The following is a 12448-nucleotide window of genomic DNA, read 5'->3' as shown; positions in this document are numbered from 1 at the left end:
AGTTTTCGCTTGAGCCAAATATAAAATGCACGTTAATCCATAACCCCATGGCTATGCATAAAGGTCTCAAGCTGCGGCACATCCGCGCCTTTCTCGACACGATCGAGGCGGGCGGCGTCTCCGCTGCGGCGCGCAAACAGGGGATTTCACAGCCTGCCCTGTCGAAAACCCTCTCCGAGATGGAGGCGATGCTGGGCGGCGCGCTGCTGGAACGGCGTGGACGGCGCCTGACCGTGACGCCCGCGGGCGAGGCGTTTCGCCGCCATGCGATACAGGCGCTGCAGGAGCTTGAGGCAGGCGCCGCTGCGCTGAGCGGCGACGGGATCGGCGACGTGATCAATGTGGGCGCGCTGCCCACTGTGGCGGGCTCGATCTTTCCGGGCGTGGCGCTCGACTTCAGCCGCGCTCATCCGGGCACGCGGCTCTCGATCAGCACCGGGCCGAACCTGTATCTGCTCGACCGGATCCGCTCCGGCGCGCTGGACCTGATGATCGGGCGGATGCCGGCCGCAGCCGACATGCCCGGGCTGCGCTTCGATTTCCTCTATGAGGAAGAGGTCATCCTCGCGGCGCGCGCGGGCCATCCTTTCGCAAACAGCCCCGCCCCCGAGGCGCTACGCCAATGCGACGTGATCCTGCCCACGCGCGGCGCGATCATCCGGCGCATCGTCGACGATTATCTGGGCGCACAAGGCATCACCGAGCCGCGCTGCCCGATCGAGACTGTCTCGCTCGCGACCGGGCTCGGGCTTCTGGAGGGGTCGGATATGCTGTGGTTCATCTCGCGCGGCGTGGTGGCGCGCGAACTGGCCTCGGGGCTTCTGGTGAGCCTGCCGCTGGGCGCGCAGTTCATGTCGGGCGCGGTCGGGCTGACGATGAAGCACGAGATGACCGAACGGCCCGAAGTCGCCCGGCTGACCGCGATGATGCATGAGGCCGCCCGCGTGCGCGAGGCGACGCCGGGCTGAGGCGCGGGCAAGCCGCCCTGCCCCGGCGTATTACACCTCAAAAGGCGTTATGATCCGGGCGAGGTCGCCGCAGCGCGCGCCTGTCTTTGCGCTTGCCTGCGCGCCTTGAAAGCCGCGACCAGACGCGGGATGCGATGCTCCTTGCCACGGCTGGCGAGATGGTCTTCCATCACCTTGCGATAAAGGTAGATATCCTTGCGGCTTCGGGTCGACCGATAATACCAACCCTCGGTCAGCTCGCCCGTGACCGCGCGCGCAATGACCGCCTTCAGAAGCTCCATCCGGCGCAACACCAGCGCCGTCTTGTGCCCCTGCCCGAATGCCTTGAGCAGCGTGACGTTATCGCGCGGCAGACGCCCGACCTGTCGCATATCCTCTTGCAGGAAGGGATCGCAGATCACCCAGACCTTGGCCGCAGCACCGCTATGTTCAGCCGCATCCGAGCGCGGCAGCGACCAGTCCTGGTCGCGCCCCCGCGCAAAGCGCCGCTCCCACGGAGCCAAATCGCGCGCGAGCGTCGTCTGTGGGCTGAAGGCCACCACGTCGCAGCCCGGCGCCAGATCGGCGAAGGCCAGCGCGCCGAAGCCGCCCATCGAGGTGCCCGTCATCACGACCCGTGCGTATCCTTCGAAAAAGCCCTGATCACGCAATGCCTCCATCCGGGCGATCAGCCGCGCGTCGCGAAACCATGTCGGGCCCTGCGCCACCACGCCCAGATGGCTCCAGCCATTGTCGCGGATGAATTTCTCGGCCCAGGGCCGGATGTCGTAGCCGGGATAGCCCGCATCCGAGAGGTTATCGAACGTCACGACCAGCGTGGCCGGGTCGCGCGCGACATGGATCAGCGCATGAGCCCCGAGCTTTTCATAGAACCCGTCGCGGGGACCTGCGGGAAAAATCTCGCGATACCAATCGGGCAGCTTCTCCTCGAGCCCGGACTCATCACCTGCGGCGTCGTCTTCGAAATCATCGGCCATCGAAATCGCTTTTTCCTGCTCGGGATCCGTTGAGGTCTGACATTTTTTCTTGCGCCGATCAATTACATACGGATGGTTTGGTGCTATCGTCACGGCGAGGGCGAGATAAGAAAAACCAAAGAGATCGGGCACATTTATGGCAACAGGGAAGCGGAGCGCAGAATGTGGCCTGAGCCGCAGGATGCAGAATGGATCGACCCCGTCATATTGTGAACGAGATTTCGTGCATTCTCGCCCCCGTTGGACGCCCGACGTCTCCACCGAACTTACCGGATACCGCCCCCACGCAGCCTGACCGCCGCGAAAGACCTTTCCAAACAGGAGCCTACCCTTGTCCCAACTGCCGACGATCGCGACCCTGTGGATCGGAGACCGCCTGTCCTGGCTCGAACAGCTGAGCCTGAAATCTTTCGTCGATGCGGGCCATGACACGCTGCTTTATTGCTACAACCTGATCCCGAACGCCCCGCCCGGCGTGACGCTGCGCGACGCGCGCGAGATCTTTCCGGGCGACGAAATCATCCGCCACAAGCGCACCGGCAGCCCCGCGATCCATGCCGATCTGTGGCGCCTGCATCTGATGGAGAAGACCGATTACATCTGGGTCGATGCCGATGTGCTTTGCGTGAAACCCTTCGATTTCAAAGATGATTACGTGTTCGGGCTGGAGAAGCCGCACCTGATCTGCAACGCGGTGATGCGCTTGCCTGCGGAGTCGCAGACGCTGCGCGGGCTGCTGGATTTCGTGGCCGACCCCTATGCGATCGGGCCATGGCTGAAAGAAGAACAGCAAGAGGAACTGCGCGCAGCCCGCGACCGCGGCGAACCGGTGCATTTCTCCGAGCAGGAATGGGGGCTGACCGGCCCTGCCGCGTTGAGCCACTTCCTGCGCGAGACCGGCGAATGGGACCATGCGCTCTCGCAACAGGCCTTCTATCCGATCCCGTTCAAGAACCGGAACAAGATGATCATGTCGCGCTTCGACGTGGAGACGGATTTCCTGACCGACGACACCTATGCGGTGCATATGTGGGCACGCCGGATGAAGCCCCGTCTGGAAGAGGCAGAGAACAACCGCCCGCGGCGCGGCAGCTACATGCACAAGGCGTTGCAGAAGCACGGGATCGACCCGTCCGAGGCCCCGATCCCGCCCAAGGTGAAACCCGTAGACGCCTGAGGCGGCGGGGGGCACCGGCACTCGACGCCAGGTGCGAAAGCGCAGTCCCTGCCCGCGCCCAGCCTTGACCTCGACGGTCCGCTGACCCATCTTTTTGCTCAGATGCAGGTCACACTGAACGCCCGAGTGCTCGAACCTGCATCCAGATGATGTTAGCCTGCTGTTTCATTGACCCGGCTTGCAGCCACAGACAATCCGCCTTTGCTGTTCAGCCCGGAGGAGGTCCGCCATTAGCGCTCAGATACTTGCTGCCGTGATACTTTTGCCGTTCGTGTTCGTCGCTCTCTACGCGGGCATTCACGAGTTTCTCCGTTTCAGATCGGAGGGACGCGCGAACTACGGTCTGATCTTCGATGAAGAGACGGGAACCTCCTACGTGACCGGCATCGCGGAAGAAGAGGACGTGTTCGACCCTGACGACTTCGATCCCAACGACTACAACGATCCCGAAATCGCCGGGGAACCGGATGAGAGTAAAACCTGAGAATTGCGGCCTCTGAGCCTTCTTTGTCGGCGCGACCGCTCACGGGCGGTGCCCCCCCCCCCCGGCCCTAAACCTTCGCGCCTGAGCGCTTAGGGACGTGGCAAATGCCTGTGCGATGCGTTCGAAGCGAGCGAACCCTCGCGATTATCTCTGGTCAGCCATCTACCTTCGTGACGCTCTGCGCGACCAGCCAGTCGCGGAATTTCTTCGCCTTTGCGGACGCGCGGCGGTGAACCTTGATGTAGAAGCACTGTGGCGACACGACGCTTTCTGACCCGAGCGCGACGAGCTCTCCGGCGTCGATCAGGTGGCCGACCAGACCGTCCCAGCCAAGCAGAGCGCCGACGCCTTCCTTCGCCATCTGCAGCCCGATCATGTAGTTATTGACGGTGATCCGTTTGCCGGTCGACTGCGGAGCGCCGAGCTCGGACAGCCAATCGGGCCATTCGGTCCAACGATGGCGCTCGCGCGTGATGTGGATCAGGGGGACGCGGTGCAAGTCATGCGCGGAGGTGATGGCATAGCGCGCAGCAAAAGCCTCCGAGCCCACCGCGCAGATACGGTCCTGAAAAAGCTGCGTGCAGCTTTCATCGCCCTCGGGAAACTCGCCGTAATGCAGGCTGAGATCGACGGTCGCTTCCAAATCCACCGCGTCGCTCACGATCTGCGAGACGTTGATATCCGAATGGTTCAGCCAGAACTCCGTCAGTTTTGGGGTAAGCCACAAAGAGCTGACTGCGGTCGAGGCCAGCACCATCACGTCGTCCTCCGCGACAGGCCCGCGCATATCCCTCACCACGTCGGATATGGCTTCAAAACTGCGCTGCACGGCGTTGAAAAGATAGGCCCCGGCCTCGGTCAATTCGACGCCGCGGTGTTGGCGGCGGAACAGCTGCTGACCGAGCTCCGTCTCGAGCGCCCGAATCTGATGGCTGACGGCGGTCGGCGTCACGTTCAGCTCTGACGCCGCCGCCTTGAAGCTTAATTTTCGGGCAGCAGCTTCGAAACAATTCAGTGAGCTAAGCGAGGGAAGATCATAGGGGCGCTGCATGATGTCGGTTTCGAACCATTCCGTGTCGAAATATGTCTTAGGTGAGCTGAACTCACCCGGGATGAATATTTATGACGTTGAGAGGCACGAAAAAGCAAATTTGAAATGAGGTGAAATCACGCTTGTATAGGAAAGGCCGCGCCCGTGACACCTCCTCTTGCCGATCTGCTCGCACATCGCAAACCCGGGTATTCTCTCGACCGGGCCTTCTATACCGACCCGGGCATCTTCGAGGAGGATCTCGAGCATATCTACTACCGCGAGTGGCTTTATGCGATTCCGGCCTGTCAGTTGGTCAAGACCGGCGACTACGCGCGCCTGAAGATCGGGGCTTATGACGTCATTCTGGTCAAGGGCAGCGACGGCGAGATCCGGGGCTTTCACAACACCTGCCGCCACCGCGGCTCGATCCTGTGCAAGGCGTCCGGCGGGCGCGTAGCCAAGCTCGTCTGCCCCTATCACCAGTGGACCTACGATCTCGATGGCAGCCTGCTCTGGGCGCGCGAGATGGGACCGGAGTTCGACCCGAAAGAGCATCGCCTGCATGCCGTTCAGACCCGCGATCTCTGCGGCCTGATCTATGTCTGTCTGGCCGATGACGCCCCGGATTTCGAGGCCTTCGCGGCCATGGCGCGCCCCTATCTGGAGGTCCACGACCTGCACCGGGGCAAGGTCGCCTTCACCTCGTCGATCATCGAGGAAGGCAACTGGAAGCTGGTCTGGGAAAACAACCGCGAGTGCTATCACTGCTCGAGCAACCACCCCGAGCTGTGCAACTCCTTCCCGCTCGACCCGGAAGTCGCGGGCGTCTCCGCCGATGGTTCGATCTCAGCCCGGCTTCAGGGGCATTTCGACCGCTGCGAGGCATCCGGCGCGCCGGCGCAATTCCGTCTGGGGGGCGACGGCCAATACCGTCTGGCGCGGATGCCGCTGCAGGACAATGCCGTCAGCTACACGATGGACGGTCAGGCGGCAGTGCGGCGTCCCCTCGGCCGCGTCGCTCTGCCCGATGCGGGATCGCTGCTGAAATTCCACTACCCGTCGACCTGGAACCACTTCCTGCCCGACATCACGCTGACCTTCCGGGTGATGCCGATCAGCCCCACGCAAACCGAGGTGACGACCTGCTGGATCGTGGATCGCGATGCGGTCGAAGGCGTGGATTACGATCTGCAGCGCCTGACGGAGGTCTGGATCGCCACCAACGATCAGGATCGCGAGATCGTCGAGGACAACCAGCGCGGCATCAATTCTCCGGCCTACACGCCGGGCCCCTACAGCCCGGATTGGGAGTCGGGCGTGATCCAGTTCGTCGACTGGTATGCGGACACCATGACCCGCGCGATTGCCCCGCGCAGCGTCGCGGCGGAGTAGGCTCATGGCTGCAAATGCTCAACCGCTCCTTCAGTTCTGGACCGATGACGAACCGCTGGAATGCGTCAACTTCCTGCCCGAGGCCCCGAATACGGCGAGCTTCACCTTTCGCCCGCCCTCGGGGGCGCTGTTCCACTTCAATGCCGGGCAGTTCGTGACGCTCGAATTGCCGGTGGCGGGCGGCCCGCTGCACCGGACTTTCACGATCTCCTCCTCGCCATCGCGGCCCACCTCGCTCACCGTCACGGTGAAGGCGCAACAGGACTCGCTTGGCACGCGCTGGATGCTCGACAATCTGCGCCCCGGCATGCGGATCAAGGCCTTGGGACCGGCGGGGATGTTTTCGAACGTCGTTCATCCGGCGTCGAAATACCTGTTCATCTCGGCAGGCTCCGGCATCACTCCGATGATGTCGATGACGACGCAGCTCTATGACGCGGGCAGCGACCCGGACATCGTCTTCATCAATTGCGCGCGTCGTCCGTCGGAGATCATCTTCCGCGAACGGCTGGAGCATATGGCCTCGCGCCTGCCGGGCATCGCGCTGACCTGGGTGGTCGAGGAGCAGGATCGCTACGCGCCCTGGACCGGGATCAAAGGGCAGTTGAACCAGCTCATCCTCGGTCTCGCAGCCCCCGACTATCTCGAGCGTGAAGTGTTCTGCTGCGGCCCCGAACCCTTTATGCGCGCGGTGCGCGAGGCGCTGACCGGTCTGGGGTTCGACATGGACCACTACCATCAGGAGAGCTTCAACGCCCCGATCGCCGACCGCCCAGTCGAACCCGAAGACGACGTGACCCCCGACGAGGATGCCGCCGTCGAGGTCACCTTCGCCAAATCCGGCAAGACCGCGAAGATCAAGGAGACCGAAACCCTGCTCGCCGCCGCAAGGGCCGCGGGCGTGCCGCTGCCGTCTGGTTGCACCTTCGGGGTCTGCGGCACCTGCAAGATCAAGACCAAGGGCGGTCAGGTCCACATGGTCCACAACGGCGGCATCACCGATGACGAGATCGAGGAAGGCTACGTTCTCGCCTGCTGCTCGAACCCGATCGGCGACGTCTCGATCGACGCCTGACGCCCCTACCCTCAAGACCCGACCTCAAGGAGTCCGCCCATGTCCAGTGATCCGCTTCTGCAGCCCTATCAGCTCAAGCATCTGACGCTGAAGAACCGCCTGATGATCACGAGCCACGAGCCCGCCTACCCCGAGGACGGGATGCCCAAGGATCGCTACCGCGCCTATCATGTCGAGCGGGCGCGCGCGGGCGTGGCGCTGACGATGACCGCAGGCTCCGCTTCTGTTGCCCGCGACAGCCCGCCGGTCTTCAACAACATCCTCGCGTGGAAAGACGAGGTCGTCGGCTGGATGAAGGACCTGACGGATGCCTGCCACGAGCACGATTGCGCCGTGATGATCCAGCTGACCCATCTCGGCCGTCGCACCCGCTGGGACAAGGCCGACTGGCTTCCGGTCGTCTCGTCGAGCCATGAACGCGAGGCCTCGCACAAGGCATTCCCGAAGAAGGCCGAGGATTGGGACATCGCGCGCATCATCGAGGACTACGCCGACGCCGCCGAGCGGATGAAAGCGGCAGGGCTCGACGGGATCGAGCTGCAAGCCTATGGCCACCTGATGGATCAGTTCTGGTCGCCTCTGACCAACGATCTGGAGGGCCCCTATGGTGGCAGTCTCGAGAACCGTCTGCGCTTCACTTTCGACACGCTCAAGGCGATCCGCGCGCGGGTGGGCGAGGAGTTCATCGTGGGCGTGCGCTACACCGGTGACGAGGACCTGCCCGGCGGCCTCACCCGCGAAGAGGGGCTGGAAATCTCGCAGCGTCTGAAAGACAGCGGCATGGTCGATTTCCTCAACGTGGTGAAGGGCCATATCGACACCGATGCGGGCCTGACCGACGTGATCCCGGTGCAGGGCATGCGAAGCGCGCCGCATCTCGATTTCGCGGGGGAGATCCGCGCCGCCACCAAGTTCCCGACCTTCCACGCCGCAAAGATTCAGGATGTCGCCACCGCGCGGCACGCGATCGCGGAGGGCAAGCTCGACATGGTCGGCATGACCCGCGCCCATATGGCCGACCCGCATATCGTCGCCAAGATCATGCGCGGCGAGGAAGAGCGTATCCGCCCCTGCGTCGGCGCGAATTATTGCCTCGACCGGATCTATCAGGGCGGCATGGCGCTGTGCCTGCACAACCCCTCGACCGGGCGCGAATTGGAAGTTCCTCATGAGATCGCTAAGGCCGATGCGCCGCGCCGCGTGGTCATCGTCGGGGCCGGTCCGGCGGGGCTCGAGGCCGCCCGCGTGGCTGCGGAACGCGGTCATGAGGTCATCGTGCATGAGGCCGCCAACGATCCCGGCGGACAGGTCCGCCTGACCGCGCAATCCAAGCGCCGCCACGAGATGATCCAGCTGATCCAATGGCGTTTCGCGGAATGCGAGCGTCTCGGCGTGAGTTTCCGGTTCAACAGCTATGCCGACGCGGACACGATCCGCGCAGAACAGCCCGATGTCGTCGTGATCGCGACCGGCGGCCTGCCGCATACCGAGGTGCTGGATGCAGGCGACGATCTCGTCGTCTCGTCCTGGGACATCCTCTCGGGCGACGCCCGCCCCGGCAGCAACGTGCTGATCTATGACGACGCCGGCGACTACGCCGCCCTTCAGGCCGCCGAGACCCTCGCCGCCAGCGGTGCCAAGGTCGAGGTCATGACGCGCGACCGCAATTTCTCCTCCGAGGTCATGGCGATGTCGCTAACCCCGTCCTTACGCGAATTGCAGGCCCGCGACGTGACCTTCACCGTGCTTTGGAAACTGACGGGCGTCGCGAAGGACGGAAACGGCTTGGTCGCGCGCGTCGGCAGCGATTATGGCCCCTTCACCCGCGAGCGTCATGTCGATCAGGTCGTCGTCAATCACGGCACCCGCCCGCTCGACGACATCTATTTCGATCTTCGCGAAGACGCGACCAATCAGGGCGAAGTCGATTACGAAGCCCTGATCGCCGGCCAGCCGCAAACGGTCACGCGAAACCCGAGCGGCGCCTATCAGCTCTTCCGCATCGGCGACGCCGTGGCCGCGCGCAATACTCACGCAGCAATCTACGACGCCCTGCGGCTGATGCGCACGGTCTGATCTCGGTTGCAGGGGAACGGCACGCCCCAGTCTCCCACGACACGAGAGCCTGCGGCACACCGCGCAGGCTGCGGTCAGTGAAAAGGAAGTCCTACCTTCAGGCCATCTGAAACGCAAAGAGCCTCGCGGGGAGCGAGGCTAAGCGTTTGATATGCTTTAGAAGATTTGGTTGCGGGAGTAGGATTTGAACCTACGACCTTCAGGTTATGAGCCTGACGAGCTACCGGGCTGCTCCATCCCGCGTCCGTTGAGCGTTTGCCCTTTTTGTCAGGTTATGAGCCTGACGAGGCGATCGCGTTAGGCAAACTCTCGAGGAGAGTTTGTAGCGATTGCGGGCTGCTCCATCCCGCGTTTGTTTCCCGAGGGCTTTATGTTTTTGCGATCGGGATTTTGTTTGTCATCGTTGTTTGAGAGATGAAGTTTTATCGCTTCTTTCTAGGTTTGGCGGTGACCTACTCTCCCACGTCTTAAGACGCAGTACCATTGGCGCGACGGCACTTAACGGCCGGGTTCGGAATGGAGCCGGGTGTTTTGCTCGTGCTATGACCACCAAACCGAGGAAGAAGCGATGAAGTTCAAGTCAAGTTGCTATGCAGCTTTTGATTATGATCGGAGCCAGAGGTCTGGCTTCTACCGGATCAAATCAAGCCAATCGGGCAATTAGTACTGGTCAACTGAACGCGTTGCCGCGCTTACATCTCCAGCCTATCGACGTGGTGGTCTTCCACGGCCCTCAAGGGATACCTAGTTTTGAAGGGGGCTTCCCGCTTAGATGCTTTCAGCGGTTATCCTGTCCGGACATAGCTACCCAGCACTACCGTTGGCACGATAACTGGTCCACCAGTGGTCCGTTCACCCCGGTCCTCTCGTACTAGGGGCAACTCTTCTCAAGTATCCTACACCCACGGCAGATAGGGACCGAACTGTCTCACGACGTTCTAAACCCAGCTCACGTACCTCTTTAAACGGCGAACAGCCGTACCCTTGGGACCTGCTCCAGCCCCAGGATGAGATGAGCCGACATCGAGGTGCCAAACGGTGCCGTCGATATGGACTCTTGGGCACCATCAGCCTGTTATCCCCAGAGTACCTTTTATCCGTTGAGCGATGGCCCTTCCACTCGGGACCACCGGATCACTATGGCCGACTTTCGTCTCTGCTCGACTTGTCAGTCTTGCAGTCAGGCTGGCTTCTGCCATTGCACTCAACGACCGATTTCCGACCGGTCTGAGCCAACCTTCGCGCGCCTCCGTTACACTTTGGGAGGCGACCGCCCCAGTCAAACTACCCACCACGCAGGGTCCCGGATCCCGATAAGGGACCGCGGTTAGACATCAAGCAGGCGAAGGGTGGTATCTCAAGGATGGCTCCACGAAGACTGGCGTCCCCGTTTCAAAGCCTACCACCTATCCTGCACATCACATGCCTGATGCCAGTGCGAAGCTATAGTAAAGGTTCATGGGGTCTTTCCGTCTAACCGCGGGTAGTGTGCATCTTGACACACAGTTCAATTTCGCTGAGTCCACGTTTGAGACAGCGGGGAGATCGTTACGCCATTCGTGCAGGTCGGAACTTACCCGACAAGGAATTTCGCTACCTTAGGACCGTTATAGTTACGGCCGCCGTTTACCGGGGCTTCAATTCGGAGCTTGCACTCCTCCTTTTAACCTTCCGGCACCGGGCAGGCGTCAGACTGTATACGTCGCCTTACGGCTTCGCACAGCCCTGTGTTTTAAGTAAACAGTCGCCACCCCCTAGTTTGTGCCCCCCACCCTCACTTGCGTGAGAATGGGGCCTCCTTCTCGCGAACTTACGGAGGCATTTTGCCGAGTTCCTTAAACGTGGTTCTCTCAAGCGCCTTGGTATTCTCTACCAGTCCACCTGTGTCGGTTTCGGGTACGGTCCGATAGTGGGGCTATTTCCAGGAACTGCTAAGCGGCCCACACAATCCGATAAGTGTGAACAACCCTCGCAATCCGTCACCACCACATGGCCCAGGAATATTAACCTGGTTCCCATCGACTACGCCTTTCGGCCTCGCCTTAGGGGCCGGCTTACCCTGCTCAGATTAGCTTTAAGCAGGAACCCTTGGACTTTCGGCGACAGGGTCTCTCACCCTGTTTGTCGCTACTCATGTCAACATTCTCACTTCTGATCACTCCACCGGATGCCTTACAGCCCGGCTTCACAGTCAGAACATTGCCTCCAATACTCCCGAAGGAGATAAGGAGGCAGCGTTCTATATCACAGAACGCTCCGCTACCACGCACATCACTGTGCATCCAAAGCTTCGGCTCATGGCTTGAGCCCCGTTACATCTTCGCCGCAAGACCTCTTGACTAGACCAGTGAGCTGTTACGCTATCTTTAAAGGATGGCTGCTTCTAAGCCAACCTCCTGGTTGTTTTGGAAGTCTCACATGCTTTCCCACTTAGCCATGAATTGGGGGCCTTAGCTGTTGGTCAGGGTTGTTTCCCTCTCCACGACGGACGTTAGCACCCGCCGTGTGTCTGCCGATCAGTTCTTCCCGGTATTCGGAGTTTGCTTAGACTCAGTAAGGCTGTGGGCCCCCATCATCCATGCAGTGCTCTACCCCCGGGAGAATACAATCGACGCGCTACCTAAATAGCTTTCGCGGAGAACCAGCTATCTCCAGATTTGATTGGCCTTTCACCCCTAGCCACACGTCATCCGGACCCTTTTCAACGGGTGTCGGTTCGGCCCTCCAGTGAGTGTTACCTCACCTTCAGCCTGCACATGGCTAGATCATCTGGTTTCGGGTCTGATCCATCGAACTCATTCGCCCTGTTAAGACTCGCTTTCGCTACGCCTACACCTAACGGCTTAAGCTTGCTCGATAGACCAAGTCGTTGACCCATTATACAAAAGGTACGCCGTCAGAGCTCAAGGCTCCTCCGACTGCTTGTAGGCGTCCGGTTTCAGAAACTGTTTCACTCCCCTCGTCGGGGTGCTTTTCACCTTTCCCTCACGGTACTGGTTCGCTATCGGTCAGTAAGGAGTACTTAGCCTTCGAGGGTGGTCCCCCGATCTTCAGACAGGATTACACGTGTCCCGCCCTACTTAATACGTCCAATTGAACTTCCCATACGGGGCTGTCACCCGCTCTGGCTGATCTTTCCAGATCATTCTGGTCATTCTCATGGCTCGGCTGGTCCGCGTTCGCTCGCCACTACTAGCGGAGTATCTGTTGATTTCCTTTCCTCCGGGTACTTAGATGTTTCAGTTCCCCGGGTTCGCTCTTATAAC

The 12448-nt window shown here is 61.2% G+C and carries 8 protein-coding genes, 1 tRNA gene and 2 rRNA genes (1 of these 11 only partly in view); 6 read left to right on the top strand and 5 right to left on the bottom strand.

The window, feature by feature from the left end; all coding sequences use genetic code 11:
- Positions 1–47 precede the first annotated feature (47 nt).
- Positions 48–968 (top strand): LysR substrate-binding domain-containing protein, encoded by a 921-nt coding sequence (locus ACZ7GB_RS17550; RefSeq protein ID WP_472159749.1) that lies wholly within the window; start codon positions 48–50, stop codon positions 966–968.
- 47 nt (positions 969–1015) lie between these two features.
- On the opposite strand, the gene ACZ7GB_RS17545 is transcribed toward ACZ7GB_RS17550, so the two are convergent.
- The gene (locus ACZ7GB_RS17545; protein WP_472159747.1) at positions 1016–1945 is read right to left on the bottom strand and encodes a hypothetical protein; all 930 of its coding nucleotides are present in this window, start codon (positions 1943–1945) and stop codon (positions 1016–1018) included.
- 331 nt (positions 1946–2276) lie between these two features.
- Here ACZ7GB_RS17545 and ACZ7GB_RS17540 point away from each other — a divergent pair, with 331 nt between their 5' ends.
- Together ACZ7GB_RS17540 and ACZ7GB_RS17535 are read left to right on the top strand one after the other, a co-directional pair.
- Positions 2277–3122, top strand: coding sequence for a hypothetical protein (locus tag ACZ7GB_RS17540; RefSeq protein WP_078570853.1), 846 nt, complete (start codon positions 2277–2279; stop codon positions 3120–3122).
- A gap of 253 nt (positions 3123–3375) precedes the next feature.
- Entirely contained in the window at positions 3376–3606 is a 231-nt protein-coding gene (locus tag ACZ7GB_RS17535; protein ID WP_472159745.1) for a hypothetical protein, read from the top strand.
- Positions 3607–3760: 154 nt separating this feature from the next.
- Here ACZ7GB_RS17535 and ACZ7GB_RS17530 read toward each other — a convergent pair whose 3' ends face one another.
- Positions 3761–4657, bottom strand: coding sequence for a LysR family transcriptional regulator (locus ACZ7GB_RS17530; protein ID WP_472159743.1), 897 nt, complete (start codon positions 4655–4657; stop codon positions 3761–3763).
- Positions 4658–4801: 144 nt separating this feature from the next.
- Between ACZ7GB_RS17530 and ACZ7GB_RS17525 the strand changes: the two genes are divergently transcribed.
- Genes ACZ7GB_RS17525 through ACZ7GB_RS17515 form a run of 3 tightly spaced genes read left to right on the top strand, consistent with a single transcriptional unit; the run spans position 4802 to position 9182 of the window.
- Entirely contained in the window at positions 4802–6031 is a 1230-nt protein-coding gene (locus ACZ7GB_RS17525) for an aromatic ring-hydroxylating oxygenase subunit alpha (RefSeq protein ID WP_472159741.1), read from the top strand.
- 4 nt (positions 6032–6035) lie between these two features.
- A complete protein-coding gene (locus ACZ7GB_RS17520; RefSeq protein WP_472159740.1) occupies positions 6036–7106 on the top strand; it encodes an FAD-binding oxidoreductase in 1071 nt (356 codons plus the stop codon).
- 39 nt (positions 7107–7145) lie between these two features.
- Entirely contained in the window at positions 7146–9182 is a 2037-nt protein-coding gene (locus ACZ7GB_RS17515) for an oxidoreductase (protein ID WP_472159738.1), read from the top strand.
- Positions 9183–9348: 166 nt separating this feature from the next.
- On the opposite strand, the gene ACZ7GB_RS17510 is transcribed toward ACZ7GB_RS17515, so the two are convergent.
- The 3 genes from ACZ7GB_RS17510 to ACZ7GB_RS17500 all read right to left on the bottom strand — a co-directional run.
- Positions 9349–9425 (bottom strand) — tRNA-Met (locus tag ACZ7GB_RS17510).
- Positions 9426–9621: 196 nt separating this feature from the next.
- A 5S ribosomal RNA gene (rrf, locus tag ACZ7GB_RS17505) occupies positions 9622–9736 on the bottom strand.
- A gap of 85 nt (positions 9737–9821) precedes the next feature.
- A 23S ribosomal RNA gene (locus tag ACZ7GB_RS17500) occupies positions 9822–12448 on the bottom strand; it runs 205 nt beyond the window's last position.

The organism is Thioclava sp. PTB-PU3-1 (assembly GCF_055666785.1).
The sequence above is the reverse complement of the archived record's forward strand: the minus strand, read 5'-3'. Positions and strand labels throughout refer to the sequence as shown.